28 protein-coding genes and 1 tRNA gene are annotated in these 23590 nt (G+C 67.1%); 14 read left to right on the top strand and 15 right to left on the bottom strand.

Annotation, left to right across the window (positions count from 1 at the left end; all coding sequences use genetic code 11):
- Positions 1 to 59: 59 nt before the first annotated feature.
- From ACNQFN_RS17315 to ACNQFN_RS17305, 3 genes are all read right to left on the bottom strand, one after another.
- Positions 60 to 1496 carry a DEAD/DEAH box helicase gene (locus ACNQFN_RS17315; protein ID WP_068637120.1) on the bottom strand — a complete coding sequence of 479 codons (1437 nt, stop codon included), beginning with the start codon at positions 1494 to 1496 and terminating at the stop codon, positions 60 to 62.
- Positions 1497 to 1648: 152 nt separating this feature from the next.
- A complete protein-coding gene (rlmM, locus tag ACNQFN_RS17310) occupies positions 1649 to 2743 on the bottom strand; it encodes a 23S rRNA (cytidine(2498)-2'-O)-methyltransferase RlmM (RefSeq protein WP_418647072.1) in 1095 nt (364 codons plus the stop codon).
- Between the two features lie 105 nt (positions 2744 to 2848).
- Positions 2849 to 3235: a hypothetical protein gene (locus ACNQFN_RS17305; RefSeq protein WP_418647071.1), complete on the bottom strand. Its 387-nt coding sequence runs from the start codon at positions 3233 to 3235 to the stop codon at positions 2849 to 2851.
- 182 nt (positions 3236 to 3417) lie between these two features.
- Between ACNQFN_RS17305 and ACNQFN_RS17300 the strand changes: the two genes are divergently transcribed.
- The 10 genes from ACNQFN_RS17300 to ACNQFN_RS17255 all read left to right on the top strand — a co-directional run bounded on the left by ACNQFN_RS17300 (position 3418) and on the right by ACNQFN_RS17255 (position 11639).
- On the top strand, positions 3418 to 4689 hold the full coding sequence (locus ACNQFN_RS17300) for an extracellular solute-binding protein (protein WP_418647070.1): 1272 nt from the start codon (positions 3418 to 3420) through the stop codon (positions 4687 to 4689).
- An 89-nt stretch (positions 4690 to 4778) separates the two neighbouring features.
- Positions 4779 to 5747 (top strand): octaprenyl diphosphate synthase, encoded by a 969-nt coding sequence (ispB, locus tag ACNQFN_RS17295; protein ID WP_068637148.1) that lies wholly within the window; start codon positions 4779 to 4781, stop codon positions 5745 to 5747.
- Between the two features lie 36 nt (positions 5748 to 5783).
- A tRNA-Pro gene (locus tag ACNQFN_RS17290) sits at positions 5784 to 5860 on the top strand.
- Between the two features lie 377 nt (positions 5861 to 6237).
- On the top strand, positions 6238 to 6831 hold the full coding sequence (gene petA / locus ACNQFN_RS17285) for a ubiquinol-cytochrome c reductase iron-sulfur subunit (protein WP_068637116.1): 594 nt from the start codon (positions 6238 to 6240) through the stop codon (positions 6829 to 6831).
- A 55-nt stretch (positions 6832 to 6886) separates the two neighbouring features.
- Entirely contained in the window at positions 6887 to 7750 is an 864-nt protein-coding gene (locus ACNQFN_RS17280) for an electron transfer flavoprotein subunit beta/FixA family protein (RefSeq protein WP_068637115.1), read from the top strand.
- Positions 7747 to 8865, top strand: a complete 1119-nt coding sequence (locus ACNQFN_RS17275; protein ID WP_418647069.1) for an electron transfer flavoprotein subunit alpha/FixB family protein — start codon at positions 7747 to 7749, stop codon at positions 8863 to 8865. The genes ACNQFN_RS17280 and ACNQFN_RS17275 overlap by 4 nt, the downstream gene beginning before the upstream one ends.
- Positions 8865 to 10166 carry an FAD-dependent oxidoreductase gene (locus tag ACNQFN_RS17270; protein ID WP_418647068.1) on the top strand — a complete coding sequence of 434 codons (1302 nt, stop codon included), beginning with the start codon at positions 8865 to 8867 and terminating at the stop codon, positions 10164 to 10166. Before ACNQFN_RS17275 ends, ACNQFN_RS17270 begins: the two co-directional genes overlap by 1 nt.
- Entirely contained in the window at positions 10163 to 10474 is a 312-nt protein-coding gene (locus tag ACNQFN_RS17265) for a ferredoxin family protein (RefSeq protein WP_068637112.1), read from the top strand. The genes ACNQFN_RS17270 and ACNQFN_RS17265 overlap by 4 nt, the downstream gene beginning before the upstream one ends.
- A gap of 8 nt (positions 10475 to 10482) precedes the next feature.
- Positions 10483 to 10935 carry a rubrerythrin gene (locus ACNQFN_RS17260; protein ID WP_418647067.1) on the top strand — a complete coding sequence of 151 codons (453 nt, stop codon included), beginning with the start codon at positions 10483 to 10485 and terminating at the stop codon, positions 10933 to 10935.
- Positions 10936 to 10967: 32 nt separating this feature from the next.
- Positions 10968 to 11639: an MBL fold metallo-hydrolase gene (locus tag ACNQFN_RS17255; protein WP_418647066.1), complete on the top strand. Its 672-nt coding sequence runs from the start codon at positions 10968 to 10970 to the stop codon at positions 11637 to 11639.
- A gap of 59 nt (positions 11640 to 11698) precedes the next feature.
- On the opposite strand, the gene ACNQFN_RS17250 is transcribed toward ACNQFN_RS17255, so the two are convergent.
- Both ACNQFN_RS17250 and ACNQFN_RS17245 read right to left on the bottom strand, forming a co-directional pair.
- Positions 11699 to 13051, bottom strand: coding sequence for a sigma-54 interaction domain-containing protein (locus tag ACNQFN_RS17250; RefSeq protein WP_418647065.1), 1353 nt, complete (start codon positions 13049 to 13051; stop codon positions 11699 to 11701).
- 64 nt (positions 13052 to 13115) lie between these two features.
- Positions 13116 to 13520: a hypothetical protein gene (locus ACNQFN_RS17245; RefSeq protein ID WP_418647064.1), complete on the bottom strand. Its 405-nt coding sequence runs from the start codon at positions 13518 to 13520 to the stop codon at positions 13116 to 13118.
- Between ACNQFN_RS17245 and ACNQFN_RS17240 the strand changes: the two genes are divergently transcribed.
- The 4 genes from ACNQFN_RS17240 to ACNQFN_RS17225 all read left to right on the top strand — a co-directional run bounded on the left by ACNQFN_RS17240 (position 13509) and on the right by ACNQFN_RS17225 (position 16411).
- Positions 13509 to 14300 carry a class I SAM-dependent methyltransferase gene (locus ACNQFN_RS17240; protein ID WP_418647063.1) on the top strand — a complete coding sequence of 264 codons (792 nt, stop codon included), beginning with the start codon at positions 13509 to 13511 and terminating at the stop codon, positions 14298 to 14300. The two genes, ACNQFN_RS17245 and ACNQFN_RS17240, sit on opposite strands and share 12 nt — an antisense overlap.
- Positions 14297 to 15151, top strand: coding sequence for a formylglycine-generating enzyme family protein (locus ACNQFN_RS17235; RefSeq protein WP_068637109.1), 855 nt, complete (start codon positions 14297 to 14299; stop codon positions 15149 to 15151). Before ACNQFN_RS17240 ends, ACNQFN_RS17235 begins: the two co-directional genes overlap by 4 nt.
- Positions 15148 to 15810 (top strand): hypothetical protein, encoded by a 663-nt coding sequence (locus tag ACNQFN_RS17230; RefSeq protein WP_418647062.1) that lies wholly within the window; start codon positions 15148 to 15150, stop codon positions 15808 to 15810. Before ACNQFN_RS17235 ends, ACNQFN_RS17230 begins: the two co-directional genes overlap by 4 nt.
- 94 nt (positions 15811 to 15904) lie before the next feature.
- On the top strand, positions 15905 to 16411 hold the full coding sequence (locus tag ACNQFN_RS17225; protein WP_068637107.1) for a TlpA disulfide reductase family protein: 507 nt from the start codon (positions 15905 to 15907) through the stop codon (positions 16409 to 16411).
- Positions 16412 to 16461: 50 nt separating this feature from the next.
- Here ACNQFN_RS17225 and ACNQFN_RS17220 read toward each other — a convergent pair whose 3' ends face one another.
- The 10 genes from ACNQFN_RS17220 to ACNQFN_RS17175 all read right to left on the bottom strand — a co-directional run bounded on the left by ACNQFN_RS17220 (position 16462) and on the right by ACNQFN_RS17175 (position 23559).
- On the bottom strand, positions 16462 to 16950 hold the full coding sequence (locus tag ACNQFN_RS17220) for a nitrous oxide reductase accessory protein NosL (RefSeq protein WP_068637106.1): 489 nt from the start codon (positions 16948 to 16950) through the stop codon (positions 16462 to 16464).
- On the bottom strand, positions 16947 to 17558 hold the full coding sequence (locus ACNQFN_RS17215) for a nitrous oxide reductase accessory protein NosL (RefSeq protein ID WP_068637105.1): 612 nt from the start codon (positions 17556 to 17558) through the stop codon (positions 16947 to 16949). Before ACNQFN_RS17215 ends, ACNQFN_RS17220 begins: the two co-directional genes overlap by 4 nt.
- Before the next feature lie 87 nt (positions 17559 to 17645).
- Positions 17646 to 18143 carry a TlpA family protein disulfide reductase gene (locus ACNQFN_RS17210; protein WP_068637104.1) on the bottom strand — a complete coding sequence of 166 codons (498 nt, stop codon included), beginning with the start codon at positions 18141 to 18143 and terminating at the stop codon, positions 17646 to 17648.
- A gap of 11 nt (positions 18144 to 18154) precedes the next feature.
- The gene (locus ACNQFN_RS17205; RefSeq protein WP_418647061.1) at positions 18155 to 19165 is read right to left on the bottom strand and encodes a hypothetical protein; all 1011 of its coding nucleotides are present in this window, start codon (positions 19163 to 19165) and stop codon (positions 18155 to 18157) included.
- Positions 19162 to 19860 carry an ABC transporter ATP-binding protein gene (locus ACNQFN_RS17200; protein WP_418647060.1) on the bottom strand — a complete coding sequence of 233 codons (699 nt, stop codon included), beginning with the start codon at positions 19858 to 19860 and terminating at the stop codon, positions 19162 to 19164. Before ACNQFN_RS17200 ends, ACNQFN_RS17205 begins: the two co-directional genes overlap by 4 nt.
- Before the next feature lie 4 nt (positions 19861 to 19864).
- Positions 19865 to 21001: an ABC transporter permease gene (locus ACNQFN_RS17195; protein WP_068637101.1), complete on the bottom strand. Its 1137-nt coding sequence runs from the start codon at positions 20999 to 21001 to the stop codon at positions 19865 to 19867.
- Positions 20964 to 21296 (bottom strand): hypothetical protein, encoded by a 333-nt coding sequence (locus ACNQFN_RS17190; protein WP_068637100.1) that lies wholly within the window; start codon positions 21294 to 21296, stop codon positions 20964 to 20966. The genes ACNQFN_RS17195 and ACNQFN_RS17190 overlap by 38 nt, the downstream gene beginning before the upstream one ends.
- A gap of 79 nt (positions 21297 to 21375) precedes the next feature.
- Positions 21376 to 22335, bottom strand: a complete 960-nt coding sequence (locus tag ACNQFN_RS17185) for a prenyltransferase (RefSeq protein WP_068637099.1) — start codon at positions 22333 to 22335, stop codon at positions 21376 to 21378.
- 13 nt (positions 22336 to 22348) lie between these two features.
- Positions 22349 to 23176 (bottom strand): ABC transporter permease, encoded by an 828-nt coding sequence (locus ACNQFN_RS17180; RefSeq protein ID WP_068637098.1) that lies wholly within the window; start codon positions 23174 to 23176, stop codon positions 22349 to 22351.
- Positions 23177 to 23181: 5 nt separating this feature from the next.
- Positions 23182 to 23559, bottom strand: a complete 378-nt coding sequence (locus tag ACNQFN_RS17175; protein ID WP_418647059.1) for a hypothetical protein — start codon at positions 23557 to 23559, stop codon at positions 23182 to 23184.
- Positions 23560 to 23590 lie beyond the last annotated feature (31 nt).

The following is a 23590-nucleotide window of genomic DNA, read 5'->3' as shown; positions in this document are numbered from 1 at the left end:
CCATCAGAATACTTGAACCCCCGTCATCGCCGATCTGGAAATAGACGCCGGAGTCGCGGCTATTTTCGCCCCAGGCCGCCCAGCAGAACCGCGATCGGCCGCTGGGGCCGGCGCAGGGGGTCGGGGCGGGCATCGGCAGCCGGGTGCTCGGAGGCGGACGACGACGCTGCGGGCTGGTAAGGCTTGCTGAAATCGAAGCCGTCCGCGGCGACCGTCGAACGCGAGCGGGGGCCGGTCCGTGCCGCCGGCACGGCGGGCTGGCGCGTCCCGCCCTGGCGCGGCGGTCGCTGGCCATCGGCGGCGGCTGCAGCACGGCGGCCGCGCGACCGGCTGCCGGCTTCGAAGAACTCGGGCTCGGGGTCGAAGCCGGGCACGATCTCCTGAGGAATCTCGAGCTTGATCAGTTTCTGGATCTCGGCCAGCCAGTGCTTCTCTTCGGTGCTGACCAGCGACACCGCATTGCCCTTGTGGCCGGCACGGCCGGTGCGGCCGATGCGGTGCACGTAGTCTTCGGCGGTGTGCGGCAGTTCGAAGTTGATGACGTAGGGCAGTTCGTCGATGTCGATGCCGCGCGCGGCGACGTCGGTGGCGACGAGCACGCGCAGCTTGCCGCTCTTGAACGCTTCCAGCGTCTCGGTGCGCTGCTGCTGGCTCTTGTCGCCGTGGATGGCGTCGGCCGAGATGCCGCTGCGCTCCAGGAAATGGGCCAGCCTGCCGCAGACGATCTTGGTGTCGACGAACACCAGCGCCTGGGTGTCCGGCTGGTGGCGCAGCAGGTGGGCGAGCAGATTGCGCTTCATGCCCGACGAGACGGGGTGTACGACGTGCGTGATCGTTTCCGACACCATGTTGCGGCGCGCGACTTCGATCAGCTGCGGATTCTTCAGCATCTGGTCCGCCAGCTTCTTGATCTCGTCCGAGAAGGTGGCGGAGAACAGCAGGCTCTGGCGGTTGGCCGGCAGCAGCGCGAGGATGCGCTTGATGTCGGGGATGAAGCCCATGTCCAGCATGCGGTCGGCTTCGTCCAGCACCAGCACTTCGACCTGGGACAGGTTGATCGATTTCTGCTCGACGTGGTCGAGCAGGCGGCCCGGCGTGGCGATGACCACTTCGATGCCGCGGCGCAGTTCCATCTGCTGCGGCTTGATGTCCACGCCGCCGTACACGCACACCGAGCGCAGCGGCAGATGCTTGCTGTAGGTCTTGACCGATTCGTACACCTGCATCGCCAGTTCGCGCGTCGGCGCCAGGATCAGCGCGCGCGTCTGGTGACGGGCGGGCGAGGTGCTGGTGTTGGCGTGGCGGGCGATGCGCTGCAGCAGCGGCAGCGTGAAGCCGGCCGTCTTGCCGGTGCCGGTCTGGGCGCCGCCCATCACGTCGTGGCCGGCGATGACGGTCGGGATGGCCTGGCGCTGGATCGGCGTGGGTTCGGAATAGCCGGCGTCGGTGACGGCTTTGAGCAGTTCGGGAATGAGGCCGAGATCGGCGAAACTCATGGGCGCCTTTGCGTTGAATGCGGCCGGCAGCCGACCGCCTGATTGCGAAACCCCGGATTATACACCGCACGGAAAATCGTTACGGGACAGGGGCTTCGCCTGCGGCAGGGCCGGGCCGTCCCCGGCCGGACCTTGCCTGGTCGGGGCCGGCTTCAGCGCTTCAGCGTGAGGAAGGCGGTGACTTCCTCGCGGTCGTGGTACAGATGCTTGATGCGCAGGTCGAAGGGGCCGACGCTGTTGAGCCGCTTGCGGATCAGCTCGCGGCATTGCTCGACGGCTTCGAGCCGGCGCTTCATCGGCAGCTTGAGGTTGAAGATCGTATGGCGGCACTTGCCGGTGGCGATCCATTCGGCCATCAGCGAGGCGATGCGCGAAGGCTGCTCGACCATGTCGCACACCATCCAGTCGACCGGCCGCTGCGGCCGCCAGGTAAAGCCGTCGGCCTTCAGGTGCTCGACCATCTCGGTCGCCATCACGCTGTCGCGCAGCGGGCCGTTGTCGATCGCGGTCACCCGCAGGCCGCGATGGACGAGTTGCCAGGTCCAGCCGCCCGGCGCGGCGCCGAGATCGACCGCGCGCTGCCCGGCGCGCAGGATGTTGTCGCGCTCGCCTTCTTCCAGCAGCGTCATGAAGGCTTCGGCCAGTTTCATGGTCGAGCGGCTGGGGGCGTTGGAGGGCATCCGCAGCCGCGGAATGCCCATGGTCCAGGGCGCGCACTGGCCGTCCAGGCCGGCCGCCAGCCAGGCGGTGGTGGCGTCGGTGAACAGCACGTGCAGCACCGGCAGGCCGGTGCGGCTGCTGCGCAGGCAGCCGGCCTTCTCCAGCGCTTTGGTCAAGGGCTCGGTGAAGCGCTTGCAGAAACCTGAACGCTGCTTGGCCTCGTCGGTGTCCGGTGTTTCCAGCACCACGCCGCAGAAGCGCTGGCCGGAGGCCTTGACCGCGTCGACGATCGGCGTGGCGCGGTCGTGCTCGGGCAGACCCTCGACGCGGGCGAAATACGGCAGCAACTGGCGTGCGAAGCAGGGCCGCCGCCAGTCGGTGGCGGCGCCGAAGCTGCCGAGCGGAACGGGCTCGAAGGTCTCGAAGACGACGTAGCCGGTGTCGGGCTGGGCACGGACGAAGCCGATCAGGCCGGCCTCGGCGGCCAGATCGTCGAGCTCGCCGGCCAGTTCCTTCTCGAAACCGGCGCGGCAATAGCCGATCAGGCCGGAACAGGGCAGGCCGGCGGCAGGTGTGTGTTGGGTCATCGGCAGGCAGGGGAGATGAAGGGCGCGCACCCATCGCGAAATGGGAGCAAATGCGGGGAAAGTGCGGATGATAAGCCCTGCGGCCCGCCAGGGGCAGTGGCGCCGCTACTGTGCGGGCGCCGTGGCGCCGTCCGGGGAGGCGGCCGTGCCGGGCGCGGCCTGCCGGGCTTCCGGCACCAGCACCGATGGAACGGTGTCAAGCTTGTGCTCCATCATGTAATCGTTCATGTCCCGCCAGCCGGCGAACACCGCTGCCTTCTCGGATGAGGGGTTGAGTGCGTAGCAGTCTTCGAGCGAGCGCCCGGCGTGGCGGCAGGCGCCGCCGACCGCACGCCCCTCGGCTTCCTTCGCCGCCTGTTCGCGTGCAGGATTGGGAATTTCCAGCAACTCGCCCAGTACGTCGCAGCCGGCGGTCATCGTCAGCGAGGCGGCGAGCAGGAGTCTTGCGAGCGAGCGTTTCGCAAGTGCGGAGGGCAGGGCGTGTTTGTGCATGGCTGGTCGGAATGTGCACGGGCTATGGCAGGGCTTAACGGCATTGCCCGCCATATCTTGAAGGTCTGGCGCGAAGGCGTGCGATGTTGCGTCAGCAACATCAGGAGCACTCTATAATCTTTCAGTTAACTGATTTCTGCCGCCCTTCCTCTTTCCCGCCGTTTTCCTTTTGCCCCAGGTCCATGGATATCAAACGTTTCAAGACGACAGTCATTGCCTTTGCCGCCCTTCTGTCCGGTGCTGCCATGCCTGCGGCGCAAGCGGATGCCGGCTTGCAGATCCAGCTCTTCCACCGGCTGCCCGAAAGCAAGGCGGCGGCGCTGCAGGAACTGGTCGAGCGCTTCAACGCGCAGGAAAAAAGCGCCAGGGTGGTGCTGTCCGATGAGGACTGGCGCAGCGCTTCGCCGCACATGCTGATCCTCGAAGGCGAGGACGAAGAGGCATTCGTTGCCGGCAAGCCTCGCTACAAGGCGCTGCACGCGCTGATGAAGGATGCCGGCGTGCCCTTGCAGACGCTGCGCCCGCCCGCGATGATGACGCGCACGCCGGTCAACGCCAAGGGCCAGTTGCTGGCGCTGCCGGTCGGCTTGTCGACCCCGGTGCTATTCCTCAACCGCGAGGCCTTGCGCAAGGCGGGGGTGAACGCGGACGCGCCTTCGGTGGCGACCTGGTTCGAACTGCAGGAAACGCTCGGCCGCCTGGCCGATACCGGCCATGCCTGCCCCTACACCGTGGCCGAGCCGGGCCGCGTGATGGTCGAGAACCTGAGCGCCTGGCACAACCAGCCCGTCACCAAGGCCCAGGGCAAGGGCAAGGCGCAGACGATGGCGCCATCCTTCAACGGCATGTTCCAGGTCAAGCACGTGGCGATGATGGCGAGCTGGTCGCGGGCGCGCTATCTGCATATCTTCGAGCAGAACAGCGAAGCCGAGCAGCGTTTCGCGAGCGGCGATTGCGCGGTGATCGCGGCGCCGTCGTCGAGCTGGGCCGATTTCCGCCGCCAGGGCAAGGTCGATGTCGCGGTGTCGCGCCTGCCGTATTACGACGATTTCCCCGGCGCACCCCAGAACACCATTGCCGACGGTCCGGCGCTATGGGCCTCTGCGGGCAAGAAGCCGGCCGAATACAAGGCGGTCGCGCGTTTCATCGCGTTCTGGCTGCAGCCGCAGAACCAGGTCGCCTGGCAGCGCGAGACCGGCTATCTGCCGCTGAACCGCGCGGGCCTGCTGGCATCGACCAGCGAACTGCTGGGCGACGACCTCGACAACGTGCGCGTGGCCGTCGGGCAGCTCACGAACAAGCCGGCCACGGCCGAATCCGGTGCCCAGCCGGTGGTCGAGCGCGGGCGCGTGCGCCGCATCCTCGACGAGGAGCTGGCCGGCGTGTGGGCCGACAGCAAGGCCGCCAAGGAGGCGCTGGACAACGCCGTGGCGCGCGCCCTGGCCAGCCACTAGCAAGGTGCCGGGAACAGGTCGCCCGCGCGGCTTGACGCGAGTCGACGCGGGCGCCTACCATCCAGACTTTTTCCGCCAGCGTGTCCGCCTTGTCCGTCAAGCAGCTTTTTGCGCCGATCGCCGCCGACATGCAGGCGGTGGATGCGGCCATCCGCAGCCGTCTCCATTCAGACGTGGTCCTGATCCGCCAGGTCGCGGAATACATCATCCATAGCGGTGGCAAGCGCTTGCGTCCGGCTCTGGTGCTGTTCACCGCCGGGGCGATGGGCTACAAGGGGACGCATCACCACGAGCTGGCTGCGGTCGTGGAGTTCATCCATACCGCGACGCTGCTGCACGACGACGTCGTCGACGAATCCGACCTGCGCCGCGGCAACAAGACCGCCAACGCCATGTTCGGCAACGCGGCTTCGGTGCTGGTGGGCGATTTCCTCTATACCCGCGCCTTCCAGATGATGGTCGGGGTGGACAACATGCACGTGATGCGCGTGCTGGCCGACGCCACCAACATCATCGCCGAAGGCGAAGTCCTCCAGTTGCTCAACTGTCACAACGCAGATGTCCTCATCGAGGATTATCTGCGCGTGATTCGCTACAAGACGGCCAAGCTGTTCGAAGCCGCCTCCCGCCTGGGCGGCATCATCGGCGGTGCGGACGCGGATACCGAGCAGCGCCTCGCCGCATTCGGCATGCACCTCGGCACGGCCTTCCAGCTCATCGACGACGTGCTCGACTATTCCGCGGAGGAAGCCGACACCGGCAAGCACCTCGGCGACGACCTGGCCGAAGGCAAGCCCACGCTGCCGCTGATCCATGTCATGAGCCACGGCACGCCCGAGCAGGCCGCGCTGGTGCGCGGCGCCATCGAGAACGGCGGCCGTGACGATTTCGCCGTCGTGCTGGCAGCGATCAAGGCCACCGGTGCGCTGGAAGAAACCCGCCGCCATGCCGAAGCCGAAGCCCGACTGGCGATCGACGCGATTTCGGTGCTGCCCCCTTCCATTTTCAAGGATGCACTGCTACAATTATCCCACTTTGCAGTTGAGCGAAATCACTGATATATTGGTGGGCTTCGCAAGGCAGCAAACAAGTGTCGGGGAATAGCTCAGCCTGGTAGAGCACTGCGTTCGGGACGCAGGGGCCGGAGGTTCGAATCCTCTTTCCCCGACCAGAAATTCCCGGGAAACGCCCAAGTGAATCGATCACTTGGGCGTTTTTTTTTGCGGCCTCCATGCACGTCGAATCAAAGCAGGCCCTGCGTCTGCTGTGCCGGTTCGTCCATGGCAGTCGCTGCCGTCCGGGTGGCAGTATTGGCGGTGAATGGCAGTCGCCGGATGCAGCCATGTCGGCAATATCCCCTGTTTTCCGCCCATTCCACGCCATCCCGTTCGTGGCACGCGGATTGCAATAGAGCCATCGAAGCAAGGCCGCCGGCCAAATCCCTGCCTGGGCTGTCCCCTCTTCGGCCCAACCCCCCGGTAGAGTTTTCCGGATTGGAGTGTTCCCCGGCCTTGTTTCTTTTTCGTGCCATTGCCGGGAGAGCAGTCGATGTCCGAATATCTCGAAGACCGCCGCAAGCTGCTGGCTGCCACTGCAGGTGCAGGGGCTGTTGCGGCGGCTGCGACGGCGGTTCCTTTCGTTGCCAGCCTGACGCCGTCGAGCCGTGCCCAGGCGGCCGGTGCGCCGGTCGAGGCCGACGTCAGCAAGCTGGCGGCCGGTGAAATGATGACCGTGGAGTGGCGGGGCAAGCCGGTGTGGATTTTGCGCCGCACGCCGGAAATGCTGGCCGCGCTGGAAGGTCATGAACAGCGCCTCGCCGACCCGGCCTCGGCGGAAAAACAGCAGCCCGGGTACGCCGCCAATCGTCATCGTTCGATCAATCCCGAATTTCTCGTCGTGATCGGCATCTGCACGCATCTCGGCTGCTCGCCATCGGAGAAGTTCGCACCGGGTGCGGCGCAAGGGATGCGGGAGGACTGGCCGGGGGGGTTTCTGTGCCCTTGCCACGGCTCGATATTCGATCTGGCCGGGCGTGTCTACCTCAGCCAACCGGCGCCGACCAATCTCGAAGTGCCGCCTTACCAGTGGCTGTCGGAGGCCGTGGTCCGGATCGGTGACGACGGCAGCGGTGATTCTGCGTGATGAGGACCGGGCCGATGAGCTTGCCGTCGATTCCTTGCAAACGTGACCGAATGCCATGCACATCGCCGTCTGTATAAAACAGGTTCCCGACAGCGCGCAGATTCGCGTGCATCCGGTCACGAACACGATCATGCGGCAAGGTGTGCCGACCATCGTCAATCCCTACGACCTGTTCGCGCTCGAAGAAGCGTTGCGGATCAAGGATCGTACCGGTGCCCGGATCACCGTGCTGACGATGGGGCCGGCCCAGGCCGAGGAGGCGCTGCGGAAATGCCTTTCCCTCGGTGCGGATGAGGCCATCCTGATCACCGACAAGGTGTTCTCCGGTGCCGACACCCTCGCCACCTCCTATGTACTGGCGGCCGCATTGAAGACGCTGGATGCGCGGACGCCGATCGATCTGATTTTCACCGGCAAGCAGACCATCGACGGCGACACCGCCCAGGTCGGTCCCGGCATTGCGATCCGGCTCGGCTGCCAATTGCTGACCTACGTGTCGAAGATCTGCGAGTTGGAGCCGACGGCACGGCACATCGTCGTCGAACGCAGGGCCGAAGGCGGCGTGCAGGTGTTGAAATCGGCGCTGCCCGCCGTGGTGACCATGCTGGAGGGCAGCAACGAACTCCGCTTCGCCGACATGCCCGGCATGTTCAGGGCGGCGCGCCAGGAAGTGCAACGCTGGAACCGCGACAGCATCGGCGTGGAGCTTGCCCAGGTCGGACTGAAGGGTTCGCCCACGGTGGTCGCCCAGGTTTTCGGTCCCAGGCCCAAGGCGGTCAAGGCGCTGCGCATCGACGGGGAAACCCCGGATGCGATCGCCGAAGCCTTTGTCGACAAGCTGTTCGCCGATCACCCGCATCTCGAGGACGCCATGCTCGAACATCTGGAACTGCTCGGCCAGCAGGGAGTGAAACCATGAGCGACTCACTCGACACTGCCGCCAAGCCGATCAAGAAGCCCAAGCGAGTCCTGCCGGAACGCTTCAAGTCCTACAAGGGCGTGTGGGTCTTCATCGAGCACGAGCATGGGCATGTGCATCCGGTGTCCTGGGAACTGCTCGGCAAGGGGCGGGAACTCGCCGACAAGCTGGGTGTGGAGCTGGCCGGCGTATTGCTGGGTGGCATGGGCGAAGCGGTGAGGGAACTGGCCGCGGAGGTCGGTGCCTACGGTGCCGAGCTGTGCTATCTGGCCCGGCATCCGGTGCTCGAGGATTACCGCAACCAGCCTTACACCACCGGGCTGACCGAACTGGTCGACACTTACCAGCCGGAAATCCTGCTGCTCGGCGCCACCACGCAGGGGCGCGATCTGGCCGGATCGGTCGCGACCACGCTGCTGACCGGGCTGACCGCGGACTGCACCGGGCTGGACATCGATCCCAGCGACCGTTCGCTGCTGTCGAGCCGCCCGACCTTCGGCGGCAGCCTGATGTGCACCATCGTCAATCTGGCGACGCGGCCGCAGATGGCCACGGTCAGGCCGCGCGTCATGACCATGCCCGCCCGCCGGCCGGACCGCCCGCTGCGCGTCGTCGAGCATGGCCTGCAGCTGGACGAGTCCGCGGTCGTCACCAAGGTGCTCGATTTCGTCCCGGATGTCCGCGCCGACAAACCGCAGCTGCCGTTCGCCGATTTCATCGTCGCCGGCGGCCGGGGTTTGGCCAAGCCGGAAAACTTCACCCTCGTCACCCGCCTGGCGAGCACCATCGGCGCCGAGGTGGGCGCTTCCCGCCCGGCGGTTCATGCCGGCTGGGCCGACGTCGAACGCCAGGTGGGCCAGTCGGGCAAGACCGTACGGCCCAAGCTCTACATCGCCGCCGGCATCTCCGGCGCGGTGCAGCACCGGGTCGGCATGGAGGGCGCGGACGTCATCGCCGGGATCAACCTTGATCCGCGGGCGCCGATCTTCGATTTCGCCAACTACGCCCTGATCGGCAGCGCCGCCGAATTGCTGCCTGCGCTCGAACGCGCCTTCGCCCGGCGTCTGGCCGAGGCGCGGGCACGGCGGGCGCAGGCGGCGGAGGAGACGGTGTGATGGAGAAATTCGACGTCGTCGTCGTCGGCGCCGGCCCGGCCGGCAATGCTGCGGCCTACAATCTTGCTCGCGCCGGACTGTCCGTGCTCCAGCTCGAACGCGGCGAGTCGCCGGGAACCAAGAACGTCCAGGGCGCGATTCTCTACGCCGATGCGCTGGAGAAGATCATCCCCGACTTTCGCGACTCGGCGCCGCTGGAACGGCACGTCGCCGAGCAGCGGATGTGGCTGCTCGACGAGAACCAGACCTGTACCGGCGTCAGCCACCGCGACGCGCGCTTCTCGCAGCAGCCGTACAACCGCTACACCATCATCCGCGCGCGCTTCGACCGCTGGTTCTCCGAGCAGGTCAAGAGTGCCGGTGCGCTGGTGATCTGCGAGACCACGGTGACCGGCCTGCTGAAGGACGACGCCGGCAAGGTCATCGGCGTGCGCACCGAGCGCGCCCAGGGCGACATCCTGGCCGACTGCGTGATCCTGGCCGATGGCGCCAACGCGCTGCTCGGCGAGCGTGCCGGCCTGCGCCCCGCGATCAAGGCCGAGGACATGGCGCTGGTGGTGAAGGAGGTGCTGTTCCTGCCCAAGGAAACCCTGGAAGCGCGCTTCAACATCAGCGGCACCCAGGGCGTGGTCATCGAGATCGCCGGCAACGTCACCCATGGCATGGTCGGCACCGGCTTCCTCTACACCAACAAGGACTCGATCGCGATCGGCATCGGCTGCATGCTGGGCGACATGAAACGGCAGCAGCTCACGCCCTGCCAGTTGCTGGAGGGCTTGAAGCGCCATTCCGCCGTACAGCCCCTGATCGATGGCGCCGAGATGAAGGAGTACTCCGCCCACCTGATTCCCGAAGGCGGCTACCGCGCATTGCCGCAGCTGTATGGCGAAGGCTGGCTGGTGGTCGGCGACTCGGCCGGCTTCGTCAATGCGGTGCACCGCGAAGGCTCGAACCTGGCGATGACCTCGGGGCGCATCGCCGCGGAGACGCTGATCGCGCTGCGCCAGGCCGGCAAGCCGTTCACTGCCGCCAATCTGGCGGGATACAAGCAAGGCCTGGACGACAGCTTCGTGATGGCCGACCTGAAAAAATACCAGGGCGTGCCCGAACTGCTCAACCAGAACCCGCACATCCTCGACCTGTATCCGCGTTTCGTCGGCGATGCCGCGCGGGAAATCCTCACCGTCGATGGCGTGCCCAAGCGCGACAAGCAGAAGAAGATTCTCGGCGAACTGGCGCGCAGACGCTCCCTGCTCGGCCTGCTGGGCGATGCCTACAAGTTCTGGAGAGCCTTTCGATGAACATGCTTGCCGAAGCGCTGCTGCCCAGCGTCAACGTGGAAGAAAAGCTCTTCCAGGATCGCTATCGCGTCGATGTGGGCAGGCCGCACATCAAGCTCCGTGACGCCGCGGTGTGCACGGCGTGTAAGGCGAAGCCCTGTACCGTGTGCTGTCCCGCGGGCTGCTGGCGCGTCGCCGAGGGCGGCGGAATCGAACTCGTCGTCGACGGCTGCCTCGAATGCGGCACCTGCAGGCTGGTGTGCGGCGAAGGCAACGTCGATTGGAACTATCCGCGCGGTGGTTTCGGCATCCTCTTCAAGTTCGGTTGATCGAAGCGATGAACGGTATCCGCAAGTTCCTGGCCCATGCCGTGCGCCTGGAGGCCGAGTCGGCCAGGCGTTTCGACGAACTGGCCGAGCACATGGCCACCCACGGCAACGTGGAAGTGGAGGCGGTGTTCCGGCAGTTCGCGGACTTTTCCAGGCTGCACCTCGAGGACGCGATGGCCCGGGCCGGCTTCAGACATGTCCGGGATCTGCCGCGGGACGGCTATGAATGGCCGCATGGCGAGCCGCCCGAGGCCGCGCCGTGGTGGGGCGTCGACGGCCTGATGGACGTCGAAGGGGCGTTGAAGCTGGCGCTGGAGAGCGAGCAGGGTGGCCTGGATTTCTACCGATCGGTCGCGGCCGCTTCGGCCGACCCGCTGGTGAAGGCCATGGCCGCCGAATTCGCTGCCGAGGAAGCGGAGCATGTGGCGACGCTGCACGAAATGCTGGCCAGGAACGAATAGAAAGAGAGGCGGCTTCCATGCTTGGCAGAGTGATGCCGCTGCAGTTCAGGCCGATCGAGGGGGTGCAAACCGGGCTGATCGGCTATCTGTTGGCCGACCTGGCCGCAAAGGCCGCGGTGGTCATCGACCCGCCACGCGGACAGACCGAATTGATCCTCGCCCTGTCGGAAGAGCGCGGTGTCGAGTTGAAGTATGTCCTTCGCACCCACGTCCATGCAGTCGATGGCGATGCCTGCGATGAGTTGTGCAGCCGCACCTGCGCATGCCTGCTGGCGGGCGATGAGTTCGAGATCGCAGGTATGCCGGCAGCGCGGATGTGCCGTGTCGGGCACGGTGCGGCGCTGTCGTTCGGCGCAGAAACGATCGACGTGATCGGCACTCCCGGCCACACGCCGGGCAGCGTGAGCTTCCTCTGGCAGGATCGCCTCTTCTGCGGCGATGTGTTCGATCTGGATGGCTGCGTGCCCAGTGGCAGCGAGACGGAGCCGGGGAGGCTTTTCGACACTCTGGTCCGGCGTGTTTTCGTGCTGCCGGAAGAGACCCTGGTGTTTCCTGCTCATCCGATCGATGTACGCCGCGTGGCAACGCTGGAAGAGCTGAAGGCGCATCTGGCGCCTGTGATGCGGCACGGCAGGGACGCCTTCATCACCGACATGGAATCGCGGAGAACGATGGACTCCGCAAGCGGCGAGTCCGTGCCGTAAGCTGCCGGCTCTGCCGTCTGCATCGGTATTTCCGACGCAGACGGAGGAGGGGGCCGGCCTCAGCTTGTCCGCTGTCCGAGGCCGAGTGCTTTCAGCCGGCGATAAAGCGTGCGCTCGCTCAAGCCCAGCTTCTGCGCCAGTTCCTGACGGCTGCCGCGATGGTTGCGTACCGCCTGGATCAGCGCCTGGCGCTGGATTTCACCGAGATCGGATCCTGGCGCCATCTCCGCGGCGCTTTCCTTGCGGGCATGCGTGGCGTCAGGGGCCGGCTCATCCGGGTTACGGATCTCGTTCGCCAGATGTTCGAGGTCGATCACTTCGCCGTCGCACATCAGGCTGGCACGTTCCAGTACGTTGCGCAGTTCGCGCACGTTGCCGGGAAAGGAGTAGGCGGACAAGGCCCGCAAGGCTGCCGGCGACAGGCTCAGCCGGCGGCGCGGCGCCACCCGCTCGAGCAGCGAGGCCACCAGCAGCGGCAGATCCTCGCGCCGCTCGCGCAGCGGCGGCACGACGATCGGAAAGGCATTGATGCGAAAGTACAGATCCTGGCGGAAGCCGCCGTCGCGGATCATCTGCCGCAGCGGACGGTGCGTGGCCGATACGAGCCGCACGTCCGCATGGCGCAGTTCCGTCGAGCCGACCCTGCGGTAGGTGCCGGTCTCGAGCAGGCGCAAGAGCTTGACCTGCATGCTCAGCGGGATGTCGCCGATTTCATCGAGGAACAGCGTGCCGCCGCTGGCGGCTTCCACCAGCCCCTGCTTGCGCGCGACCGCGCCGGTGAAGGCGCCGCGCTCGTGACCGAAGACTTCGCTCTCGAACAGGGTTTCCGGCAACCCGGAACAATCCACCACGACGAAAGGCGCGTCTGCCCGGCTGCTGGCCGCATGCACGGCGCTGGCGACGAGCTCCTTGCCGGTGCCGGATTCGCCCTGCAGCAGCACGCTGGCCTCCGAGGGAGCCACTCTCATCACCATTTCGAGCATGCGCTGGAATGCCGGTGCACGTCCGATCAGCGCCTGATGGCCCGCTGCTCCCCGCGCGACCTGCATCGGCTCCATCCTCTCGATGAACCAGACAATCTCGCCCTCCGCATCCCGGATCGGGGAAAGTTCGATGGTGACGTATTCTTCCCCGCGCGGCGTGTGGTGCAGGTGGAGCATCTTTTCGCGCTGCCCCGACTGCAAGCTCTTTGCCAGCGGGCAGGACTCTCCCGCGCGGTCGCATGGAACGCTGTAATGGTGGGACACGTCGTAGCAGGTTCGTCCGACCACGCTCTGCCTGTCAGGATACGAGCGGCGGTATGCCGCGTTTGCGGCGATGATCCGGTAATCCCGGCCGCACAGGATATGCGGCTCCGGCAATGTCTCCATGAACGAAATCAATTCGGGCAGAGGGCGTGACGCGGGGCTCATTGGGATGCCGCCAGGACGGAAATGAGAGTTCGATTCTGCCATAAGGACAGAGGGTCCGTCTGTTTCATCGAACGGGCTTCACGCCGTATTGCAGGCTTTTCGGTCCCGCGGCGGCATGGAGCCGGTGCTCGGCATTTTCAGCACGTGAATAGGGGACAAAAGCAATCCGGCGTTTCCTGCCGCCGTTGTCGGGACGCCGCTCCATCGCTTTTCCATTCGGGCAGTGGCTTGCCTTCGCGCATGGACTGCCATTCATGGCGGTCGGTGGCAGCAATCCGGAAGGTGGCGGGGGCGTCCGATACAGGCTGAAAGGCTTGCACGGCTTGAAAGAGATCCGCCTCCTGGCATTCGAATGAAAATGGCACGACATTTGCTGATTGGCCGGTGGGCTGCCCCGTGATGTCTCGTCGTCGCGGAAGCCGGAAATGCCGGAACCACCGAGGATGCGAATGTGTTCATGAGCGGCCACGACGACAGCGACAAGGAACTGGATTCGACTTTCGGTCGGCAGCCGGTGACGGCGCACGAGCGCAGGAGAAGGATTCGCCGGATGTTCGACGACGTCGCGACGCGTTACGACCTGATGAACGACCTGATGAGTTTCGGCATCCACAGGCTGTGGAAGCGCAGTTTCGTCGCGCACCTGCCCGAGCGCGGATTGTTCGTCGATCTGGCAGGGGGGACGGGCGATGTGGCTGCGCTCCTCGCACGGCGGAGCGGCCGGCGCGTCGTCGTGCTCGACCCCTCCCTCCCGATGATGCGTACGGGGCGGAACAGGGACGATGCGGCCGGGGTGGAGTGGATTGCGGGAGAGGCCGAACGCCTTCCCTTCGCAGACGCTTCGGTGGATGTCCTCACGGTGTCGTTCGGCTTGCGCAACACCACCCGGCTGGATGCTGCGATCGCCGAGGTGGCCAGGGTGCTCAGGCCCGGTGGCACCTTCGCCTGCCTCGAGTTTTCCCGCCCGCAGAAGTGGTTCCAGTTGTTGTACGACCCCTATTCCTTCCATGTCATCCCGCGCCTGGGCTCCTGGGTGGCGAAGAATCCCGCGGCTTACGAATACTTGGTCGAGTCGATCCGCAACTTCCCCGATCAGCGGCGTTTCGCCGGGATGCTGGAGGCGGGCGGCCTGAGCGAGGTGAACTGGCGCAACTTGAGCCTGGGGATCGCCTGTGTCCACCAGGCATGCAAGCCGCCCGTATCGGCAGGCCGCACCGGGAGGGTCACAGCAGGAGGAAGCCCGCAATGAAAACGGATTCGTTCCCGCTCCGCTGCCTGGCCGGTGCGGCGCTGCTTGCCGTCGTGGCGAGCGCGTCCGCGATGGCGCAGGACGTATGGCGGGAACCTGTCACCGGTATGGAGTTCGTGCGTGTGCCTGGGGGGTGTTTCGACATGGGCGACACCTTCGGCGATGGGGAAACGAACGAACTTCCGGTGCACAAGGTGTGCATGAGCCCGTTCTGGGTCGGGCGTCACGAGGTCACCCAGGCGCAGTGGGGGCGGCTCATGGATTACAACCTGTCCGTCTTTGCGGCCTCGCCCCGGCACCCGGTCGACAGCGTGAACCAGGCCGACATCGAAACCTTCGTGCGCAAGCTCTCCGAGCACCATCCGGACAAGATCTTCCGGCTGCCGACCGAGGCCGAATGGGAATATGCGTGCCGTGCCGGGGGCAGGGCCGAAAAGCATGGCGGAGAGCCGCCACCCGCGGGCGCGAACACGGCCGAGTATGCGGAGGCGCATGGTGAGGGCAGCGTCGCGGTAGGCTCCTTCGCGCCGAATGCGCTCGGTCTGTACGACATGAGCGGGAATCTGTGGGAATGGGTGTCGGATGTCTATGCATCCGATGCCTACGCGCATCATGCCGTGGAGAACCCGCACTATCGGGCGGCCGGACCTGCCCGCCTGTTGCGCGGCGGCGGCTGGTCCCACCCGGGTGCCTTTGCCCGCTGCAGCAAGCGCCACATGCATTGCAGGCCCACGGCGCGTTTCGATTTCGTCGGATTTCGCCTGGTGCTCGAAAGCCAGGCGGCGGCCGTATCCGTTTCTCGGCCGGTCGCAGCCTCCAGCGTCCGTTCCGTGGAGGACTTGCGTCGATGATTGCAGAAAGGTTCCTCGGTCTCGTGCTCGGATTGGGCGCTCTGGCCGCTACCTTGCCCGTCCTTGCCCAGCAAGCCGCGACGGCGCCGGTGTCCATCCCAGGGGAGCAGCAGACGCCGGGCGGGCCGGGAATCGCCAAAGGGCTGCTTCTTGTCCATGAAGGGCGCGTTTTCATGGCGCCCTGCCGGGATCGCAGCTACTTGAACGTGGACGATGCCTCGGTAGGCCGGGCGGTGCTCGGTGCGCTGAAGGATTTCGGGCTCGCGCCGGGCCGTAACCTCTACGCCGAGCTGCTTGCGGTGCAGCGTGGCGGCTCACTGGAAGTGTCGGGCATCAACTTCGTCCACATCACTGCGCGCTGCATGCGCGAGTCGAAAGATACCGGGGAGTGGCGAGCGGTCGGTCTGCAGGCCGATTGGGAGGCCATGGCCGGCGGCGGCACCCTGCGCATCGATCGTATCGGTGAGGCCGAAGCATATGCGATCGACGGCGAAATCGAGCGCGACGGCGAGACGGTCCGGATTGCCGGGGCAGGAACGACGCTGACGGTAGCGCCGGGCATATGCCGCCTTGCCGATGGCAGCATGATGGCGGGGTGGAGGGCTTCCCTGCTGCTCGCCAACGGCGAGGCGCTGCAGGGCTGTGCCTGGGAGCGCTGAGCCCGCGGCATTCCCGGGCGCCCGTTCGCCGATATGCGAAATCCATGCCGCGCCCGAACCGCCCGGTCCCTGTTTGCCAAGAAAAGGTTGCCTCATGATCCGCAGATTTGCCTTGATCCTCTGTCTCGGCTTCGTCGCTGCCAGCACTGCCCGCGCCGGCGAAGGCATCGATACCGCGGCTTTCTTTTCTTCCACGCTGACCGGACTCGACGGGCGGAAGATCGCGATGCAGCAGTTCCGCGGACGGCCGCTGGTAGTCAATTTCTGGGCGCGCTGGTGCGGGCCGTGCCGCGAGGAGATTCCCGAACTCGTCAAGTTGAGCGCGGAACAGGCCGTGGACGGCATCGAGGTCATCGGCGTGGCGATCGAGGAAAGCGACAAGCTCGAGGCCGTGCGCGATTTCGCCCGCGCCTACGACATGGGCTATCCGGTCGTCCTCGCCGCCAATGACGGCATTCCGTTGATGAAGGCGCTCGGAAATCCGCAGGCAGGGTTGCCATTCACGGTCTACATCGGCCGTGACGGCGAGCCGCTCGGCAGCAAGATGGGCGTCGTGCGGCGCGCCGACCTGGAGGCGTCGGCGCAGGCGCTGCTGAAGTAGGGGGCTGGTGGGGGGCGGCCCCGGTCCGGCGCCCCGCTCGGGCGGACGATCTACTCGAAGCGCCCTTGGTCCAGCATGGCTGGCAACCCGGCTGGCACCTCGTCGAAGCGCACGATCCGCACGCCCTTGTGCTCCCTGAGGAAATCGGCCGCGTCCTCGGCGCTGGCGAGCGGTACGAATTCGTGCCCCATCGGGCCGAGCACGTCCGAGCCGATGACGTAGTACGCACTTTTCGCATCGATCGCCTGCAGGCCGTAGTACTCGGTCACCCGGATGTGCGCGATCTGGTCGCGGTCGTGGCCGGCGGCGTACTTGCCCGGATCGTGCCAGAACTTGAACATGTCCTTGGCGCCGTCGAAGAAGTGGGCGTGGCCGTCCTCGTAGACGATGGTCGCCACCCAGTTCGGATACCTGGACACCAGCATGCCGCACACCGGGCAGAGATCCCTCGGCCCCGGTTTCGGCAGGCCGGCGGCGGGGGCCTGGGCAAGCGCGAAGCCCGTCCAGGCCGCGAAGACGAGGGCGAGCAGGGTCTTCATGACTGGCCCTGCCGCTCCATCATCCTGCGTTGCCGTTCGGCGCGGTTCTTGCGGATGCGCGCGACGTCGGCCGACATGTCGGTGTAGGCGGCGAGCAGCGCCTGGTCGAAATCGGCGATCTCGCCGCCGTTGGCGGCCTGCGCGGCCCTGGCGGCCTCGGCGTTGCCGTAGGCGATCTTGCTGCGCGCCGTCATCACGCCGGGCAGCTTGCTGCCGACCAGGAAGCTCGCCTTGTCGGCCGCGGCCAGCGGCCTGGGCTCGCCCTCGGCGGCATTGTCGCCGACCCAGATCGCCTTGGGGTCGCGATCGATGTTCAGCGACAGGCTGATCGCCGCGCAGTGCAGCGAGCAGGTGCCGTCGGCGAGGTCGTCCGCGTAATGCACGACCATGCGCGAATGGTGGAACTGCCTGCGGTCCATGCCGCAGTACGGGCATCTGGGGTACTTGGCGATGTCATCGATCTGGGGCTGGGGGTCGGGCGCGGTCTTGGGAACGAACTGCGCCGGCGTGCCGTCGCCGGCGCAGCCCGACTGGGCACCGGCCTTGCCGGCGGCCGCCAGTCCGATGCTGGCGAGGACGGACATCCTGAGGGCTTCCCTGCGATCCATGGTTTCTCCTGGTGTGAATGGGGTGGGTGGATGACGCGGGCCTGCCGTCGACCCTGCCGGTCCGCGTCGGGGGTTCGATGAAGGTCTCTAGGGCGCGGGCGGCAGGATGCGGTTCAACTGGAACATCAGCGATTTCCGGTCCGCCTCGCCGATGATCTTGCCGCCGACGATGCCGTCACGGTCGATGAAATAGGTGATCGGCAGGCCGTTCACGCCGTACCGCCGGGCGATCTTCGAATCCGGGTCGAGCACCGCCGAATAGCCGACGCCGAGCCTGTCGATGAAGGCCGCGGCGGTGTCGCGGTCCTGGCCGACATTGACCGCGACCACGGCCAGGCCGCGCGCCGCGTGTTCGCGGTGCACCGCGTCGATCCGGGCCATGCCGCCGGCACAGTAGCGGCACCAGTCGGCCCAGAAGTCGAGGATCACCGGGGTGCCGGCGAAGTCCTCCGGGAAGCGGCGCACGCTGCCGTCGATGCCGACCGCCTCGAAGCGCGGGGCGGGTGTGCCGGTGCTCGGGCCGGTGTCCGGGCTGCCGCAGGCGGCGAGCAGGGCGCAGGCGAGGGCGATCGGGAAGGCTCTCATCGGTGGCGGCCTCATGCGATCAGGATCAGGTTCGAGCGCAGCACCATGACGCTGGCGATCGCGGCGAACAGCGCGAAACCCGCCGCGGCGATGCCGGCCAGGCGCGCGCTCGCCCGCGGCGCGAGGGTGGCGAGGCTGGGGCGGCGCGCGAACGGTGTCAGCACACCCGCGGCCAGCCCGGCGGCGGCGGCGGTAAACAGCGGGACGTAGAGCAGATAGCCCTGGTAGCCGTATTCCGGCTTCAGGATGCAGAACGGGCAGTGGTGGTTGGGATGCTCGTAGATGTAGAGCGACACGAAGGCGACGATGCCGATCAGCGCGGCGAAGAAGGCGGCCACGGATGAGGCACCGACCGCCAGCCCGCCCCATGCCCGCCGGCCGGCGCCGCGCCAGTGCCACAGCGCGAGCAGCACCGCCGCGCCGAGGGCGGTGTAGAACAGCGCGATTGCCCGGCGCGGCGCCATCGTGCCGAGTTCGCTCGCCACCGTGTCGGCCGCCTCGGAGAACATGCTGCCGCAGCACGAGGTGATCACGTCGGCTTCCAGGTGGATGAAGTGCTTGAACTGCAGGTACAGCACCAGCGCGGCGAGCGGCGCGTAGACCAGCAGCAGCGCGTACTTGAGCCGGGTCAGCGGGTAGTCGCGCGCCTGGTTGTCGAGGCGGTTGATCGCCAGCCAGACGGCGGCGAGGAAGAACAGCGCGAGCTGCGCGTACAGGGCCGGAAAGCCGTATGCGTTGGCGTTGAGCGTGCCCACCGCGCACATCGCGCCGACGAACATCACCGCCATCCTGTCGGCGTTGAACACGAACAGCAGCGTGGACAGGATCTGCAGCACGCACACCAGCGCCACCATCATAGAGAACAGGTAGGTCAGGCGTTCGAGCCGCAACTGGCGCTCGCTGCCGCTGCCGATGTCCCAGTGGCGGATCAGTTGCACCGCGAACGGCGAGGCCGCCGCCAGCATGGCCAGGCTCAGGCCGGCGGCCAGCAGCAGGGCGATGATGGCGGGCTGGAAGATCATGGCGCCGCCCTGCGCACGTCGCGGACGTCGATGAGCTGGCCGTCGCGCAGCGAATACACCCGGTCGACCACCGCCGATTCGACCACCAGGGGGTCGTGGCTGGTGAGGATCACCGTGCGCCCGGCCTCGGCCAGGCGGCGCAGGATGGCGAGGAATTCGGCCGACAGCCTGCTGTCGAGGTTGGCGGTGGGCTCGTCGGCGACGAGGATCTCGGGGTCGTTGATCAGCGCGCGGCAGATCGCCACCCGCTGCTGCTCGCCGCCGGAGAGCCATTCCACCTTCGCGTCGCGGCGGTGGGCAAGCTGCATGTCGGCGAGCAGGGCCCCGGCGCGCGCGAGCAGGCGCGCGCGCGGCGTACCGGTTGGGTAGCCGGGCAGGATGATGTTGTCGATCGCCGACAGGCCGCGCACCAGGTTGAACTGCTGGAAGATGAAGCCGAAGCTGCGGCGCCGGATCTCGGTCAGGAAGCGCTCGGGCAGGCCGGAAATGTCCTCGCCCTTGAGCCGCACGCGGCCTTCGGTGGGGCGGGCGAGGCAGCCGAGGATGGTGAGCAGGGTGGTCTTGCCCGAGCCCGAGGGGCCCTTGAGCACGCTCACCCGTGCCGGCGGGATCGCCAGGTCGATGCCCTTGAGCGCCCAGTATTCGTTGTGCCGGCCCTGGTTGAAGGCCTTGCGGATGTTGGCGAGTTCGAGCATCGCGTCAGCTCCGCATCACGGTGTCGGGGTCGGTGGTGGCGGCGCGCCAGATCGGCACCAGGGTGGCGGCGGTATAGGGCAGCACGGTGAACACGAACAGCGTCGCCACCTGCACGCCGTCGATCCGCGGCGTGAGCGCGAAGCTCGGGTAGAGCACCGCCCAGCCCTGCAGCACCGGGGCGAAGAGGGCGAACTCGAAGTGGAAGACGTGCACGTAGGCGGCGACGTAGCCGAGCAGGAAGGCGAGCAGCGAGACCAGGAAGCCTTCCCAGAACTTCATCGCGATCACGTCGCCGGTCTCCCAGCCGATCGCCTTCAGGATGCCGATCTCGCGCTTTTCCTCGGCCGACAGGCCGGCGGCTTTCTCCCAGGCGAAGATGCCGAAGGCGAGGATGGCGGCCGACAGCAAGGCCAGCATCATGCCTTCGCGCCAGTCGAAGACCGAGGCGTAGGTGCGCAGCACCTCCTCGCGCAGGATCGGGCGCGAGTCGGGCAGGGCGTCGATCAGCTTGCGGCCGACGTTGCGCACTTCCTGCGGGTTGGCCACCCATAGCGCGATGTCGGTGTAGTGGCCCTCGGGGTAGGCGAAGAAGCGGCGGAAATCGGCCTCGCTCATCAGCACCAGGTCGGCGCTCACCAGTTCCGATTCGTGGGCCAGCACCCCGGTGACGATGAAGGTGTGGAGTTCGCCCGAATAGGCGCGGAAGGAGATGCCGTTGCCCGCCGCCAGCCCGCGCGAGCGCTCGAGCGCGGGGCCGACGGTGATCTCGCCCTCGGCGATGTTGCGGTCGGCGGGCACCATGAAGGTGTAGTTGGCCTTGAGCACGCTGTCGTAGTAATAGCCCCACAGCCGCCCCTCGATCTTCTGCACGCCGCGCATGCGGCCGATCTTCTCGACGTAGCCGGGCGGGACGAGGTCGTGGCGGCCGGCGATCAGGCGCTGCAGCACGATCTCGGGAGTGCCGGCGAGCACCCGGGTGGCCTCGTTGCGCAGCGCGTGGGTGTACAGCGACACCGAGGCGAGCACGAACACCAGCAGCGTATAGACGACGAGCAGGCCGAGGCTCTTGCCCTTGCGCCGCGCCAGCGAGCTGGCGGTGAAGTCAATCAGATGGCGCTGCTTCTCGATCCAGCGGTTCATGGCGGTCCAGCAGGAGGGCGGGGGGCGGCAGCAGCGATCCGGAGGGAAAGTGCTCGAACGCCACCGGGTGGTCCTGGAAGGCGGAATGCAGGTCGGCCTGGGTCGGGTGGCGGGTGTAGCGGGCCTCGGTGAACAGCACGGGGTCCGACAGGCGCAGATCTTCGGCCAGGCGCGCGGTGCGCTGCAGCGCCGCTTCGTGCGTGCCGCGCCGGAGCGCCGCGTCCACGAAGGTGGCGGCGAAAAGCGCGGCGGCGAGCAGCGTGAAGCCGAGCACGCGGTCGGACGGCCGGCTCACGGCGCGGCCCTCCCGCCGCCGCGCGGCATCCTCCCCGTGGGAGGCGGGCGCTTGCCTGCGGGCGGCCGTGCGGGAGCGCTCATGCGAACAGCCTTGCCACGCCCAGGCCGACGGCCAGCATCACGCCGCTCAGGTTCGCGGCCGCGATCGTGTCGCGGATCGGCGGCACCAGACGGGATGGGTGTCCGGCGTCGGCGATCAGGCTGCGCGCGGCGCGGATCGAGAACGCCGCCGGCAGCAGCGCGATCGCGGCGCTGGCCGGCATCTGCCCGGCGGCGAGGGCGCCGGCCAGCCACAGGTAGGCGAAGGCGGCCAGTGCCGCATAACCCCGGCTCGCGGCCTGCGGGCCGAGGCGCACGACCACGGTGCGCTTGCCGGCCGCCGCGTCCGCGCGGCGGTCGGGAAACTGGTTGATGTAGAGGATCGCCGCCACCAGCAGGGCGAAGGGCAGGCCGGCCACCAGCGGCAGCGCCGCCGCCTCGCCGCGCTGCACGTAATCGGTGCCGAACACCACCAGCAGCCAGCCCGCGGTGATGGCGGACTCGCCCATGCCGCGCGACATCAGCTTGAACGGCGGTGCCGAGTAGGCCCAGGCCACGAGCAGCCCGGCCAGGCCGATCGTGAGCAGGCCGGGGCCGGATTCGATCGTGAGCCACAGCCCGCCGGGAATCACCGCCGCCAGCAGCAGGTAGCCGAAGCGGCGCATCTCGGCCAGGCTCAGGTAGCCGTTCTGGATGAAGCGGCTGCCGCCGGTGTAGGGGTGCAGCAGCTCGGTGTTGAGGGTATCGGTTCCGTTGAGGGCGTCGAAGTAATCGTTGATCACGTTCGCGCCCGCGTGGGCGACAAGGGCGAACAGGATCGTGACCAGCGCCTTGACGGGGTCGATGTCGAGCCCGTCGGCCGCCGCCGTGCCCAGCCCGATCAGCGAGCCGGCGAAGGTCACCGTCAGGAAGGCGGGCCGCGTCGCCGCGAAATAGCGCGTGAACGCGTTCCGGAATGGATCGCGGACGGGCTCGCGGAGGGATTTGTCGATGTTCATGGGGGGCGCTCGCTCAGGGCAGGTCGCCGCGACGGAAGATCAGGAAGCCCAGTGCCGCGCTCGCCATGCCGAGTGCGGCCGGGTAGGCGACGGCGAAAACCTTGTAGCCGAGCACGCCGAACAGGTCGAGGATCACGTAGGCCGAGGGGCCGAGCACGATCAGTTGCGGATCGAACATCGACAGCGCGGCGGTGCGGAAGACCTGCAGCGGATTGGCGAGCGCGATCGTGACCGCGAGTTCGGGCGAGATGCGTTCCTGGATCATCACGCCGAGCAGGATCAGGTCGAGGAAGAGCAGGAAGCCCAGCCATGCCAGGAAGGCGGCGCCCTGGGCGACGTCGGTGCTGCGCGCGATCGACGAGATCAGCATGCCGAAGCCGAGGAAGCACATCGCCATCGCCGCGATCAGCGCGGTGTAGTAGGCGAACATGCCCCAGGGCACTTCGATGCCCTGCACCGTCGCCCAGGCCACCGCGAGCAGCATCGCGGCGAACACCGGCATGAAGATCACGATGTAGCGGCCGGCGAACTTGCCCCAGAACCAGGCCCACAGCGACACCGGCAGCGACAGCAGGTACTCGAACACGCCCGCCTCGCGGTCGCCGGCGACCGAGCGCACGGTGGTGATCAGCACGAAGATCGGCAGGATCGCCATCGTCAGCTGGATGTAGGTGACGAGCAGGCGCGACAGGCCGATGAAGCCGAGCACGCGCGACTCGGTGAGGCCGAACAGGAAGAGCAGGGCGACGATGCCGCCGAAGACCAGGGTGTAGACGTGGAACCAGCGGGCGCGGAGCGACTCGACGATGTCCAGACCTGCGGTGAGCCAGAACTGTTTCATGTGCCTCATTTCCCCCTCGCCAGCGTTTGCTGCCGCATGTCCTCGTAGCTCGCGCTCTCCGCCTCGGCGGCCGCGCCGGCGGCAGCGTGGTTGTAGCCCATCGGCGAGGTACGCGTGATGTAGCGCACCTTGCGCGGGTCGTGCCAGACCATCTCGTCGCGGCTCTTGCTGTCGAAGTCGGCCACCCACATCCGGGACGATGCGTTCGTCATCCACGGGAAGCGGTCGCGCTGCTCCTCCAGCCAGAACACCAGGCAGCCGACGTCGTCGAACTTGAACACGGTGTCCTTGGGGCCGCCGCGCATCTGCGCGGCGAAGCGGCGGTCGGAGATCGCCATGTTGCAGCGCACGCAGGTGTCGCGGTCCCAGATGATGGGTTTCATGCCCTCGGGCCACCTGTCGTCGGTGCAGCCC

The organism is Thauera butanivorans (genome assembly GCF_048398245.1).
Taxonomy (GTDB): Bacteria; Pseudomonadota; Gammaproteobacteria; order Burkholderiales; family Rhodocyclaceae; genus Thauera; species Thauera butanivorans.
Note: the sequence above shows the minus strand (reverse complement) of the source record. Positions and strands in the feature narration are given on the sequence as shown.

Coding starts and splice junctions, on each gene's coding strand:
- ACNQFN_RS17315 (WP_068637120.1), bottom strand. CDS start 1,496: ATGAGTTTCGCCGATCTCGGCCTCATTCCCGAACTGCTCAAAGCCGTC.
- rlmM (WP_418647072.1), bottom strand. CDS start 2,743: ATGACCCAACACACACCTGCCGCCGGCCTGCCCTGTTCCGGCCTGATC.
- ACNQFN_RS17305 (WP_418647071.1), bottom strand. CDS start 3,235: ATGCACAAACACGCCCTGCCCTCCGCACTTGCGAAACGCTCGCTCGCA.
- ACNQFN_RS17300 (WP_418647070.1), top strand. CDS start 3,418: ATGGATATCAAACGTTTCAAGACGACAGTCATTGCCTTTGCCGCCCTT.
- petA (WP_068637116.1), top strand. CDS start 6,238: ATGTCCGAATATCTCGAAGACCGCCGCAAGCTGCTGGCTGCCACTGCA.
- ACNQFN_RS17280 (WP_068637115.1), top strand. CDS start 6,887: ATGCACATCGCCGTCTGTATAAAACAGGTTCCCGACAGCGCGCAGATT.
- ACNQFN_RS17275 (WP_418647069.1), top strand. CDS start 7,747: ATGAGCGACTCACTCGACACTGCCGCCAAGCCGATCAAGAAGCCCAAG.
- ACNQFN_RS17270 (WP_418647068.1), top strand. CDS start 8,865: ATGGAGAAATTCGACGTCGTCGTCGTCGGCGCCGGCCCGGCCGGCAAT.
- ACNQFN_RS17265 (WP_068637112.1), top strand. CDS start 10,163: ATGAACATGCTTGCCGAAGCGCTGCTGCCCAGCGTCAACGTGGAAGAA.
- ACNQFN_RS17260 (WP_418647067.1), top strand. CDS start 10,483: ATGAACGGTATCCGCAAGTTCCTGGCCCATGCCGTGCGCCTGGAGGCC.
- ACNQFN_RS17255 (WP_418647066.1), top strand. CDS start 10,968: ATGCCGCTGCAGTTCAGGCCGATCGAGGGGGTGCAAACCGGGCTGATC.
- ACNQFN_RS17250 (WP_418647065.1), bottom strand. CDS start 13,051: ATGAGCCCCGCGTCACGCCCTCTGCCCGAATTGATTTCGTTCATGGAG.
- ACNQFN_RS17240 (WP_418647063.1), top strand. CDS start 13,509: ATGAGCGGCCACGACGACAGCGACAAGGAACTGGATTCGACTTTCGGT.
- ACNQFN_RS17235 (WP_068637109.1), top strand. CDS start 14,297: ATGAAAACGGATTCGTTCCCGCTCCGCTGCCTGGCCGGTGCGGCGCTG.
- ACNQFN_RS17230 (WP_418647062.1), top strand. CDS start 15,148: ATGATTGCAGAAAGGTTCCTCGGTCTCGTGCTCGGATTGGGCGCTCTG.
- ACNQFN_RS17225 (WP_068637107.1), top strand. CDS start 15,905: ATGATCCGCAGATTTGCCTTGATCCTCTGTCTCGGCTTCGTCGCTGCC.
- ACNQFN_RS17220 (WP_068637106.1), bottom strand. CDS start 16,950: ATGAAGACCCTGCTCGCCCTCGTCTTCGCGGCCTGGACGGGCTTCGCG.
- ACNQFN_RS17215 (WP_068637105.1), bottom strand. CDS start 17,558: ATGGATCGCAGGGAAGCCCTCAGGATGTCCGTCCTCGCCAGCATCGGA.
- ACNQFN_RS17210 (WP_068637104.1), bottom strand. CDS start 18,143: ATGAGAGCCTTCCCGATCGCCCTCGCCTGCGCCCTGCTCGCCGCCTGC.
- ACNQFN_RS17205 (WP_418647061.1), bottom strand. CDS start 19,165: ATGATCTTCCAGCCCGCCATCATCGCCCTGCTGCTGGCCGCCGGCCTG.
- ACNQFN_RS17200 (WP_418647060.1), bottom strand. CDS start 19,860: ATGCTCGAACTCGCCAACATCCGCAAGGCCTTCAACCAGGGCCGGCAC.
- ACNQFN_RS17195 (WP_068637101.1), bottom strand. CDS start 21,001: ATGAACCGCTGGATCGAGAAGCAGCGCCATCTGATTGACTTCACCGCC.
- ACNQFN_RS17185 (WP_068637099.1), bottom strand. CDS start 22,335: ATGAACATCGACAAATCCCTCCGCGAGCCCGTCCGCGATCCATTCCGG.
- ACNQFN_RS17180 (WP_068637098.1), bottom strand. CDS start 23,176: ATGAAACAGTTCTGGCTCACCGCAGGTCTGGACATCGTCGAGTCGCTC.
- ACNQFN_RS17175 (WP_418647059.1), bottom strand. CDS start 23,559: ATGAAACCCATCATCTGGGACCGCGACACCTGCGTGCGCTGCAACATG.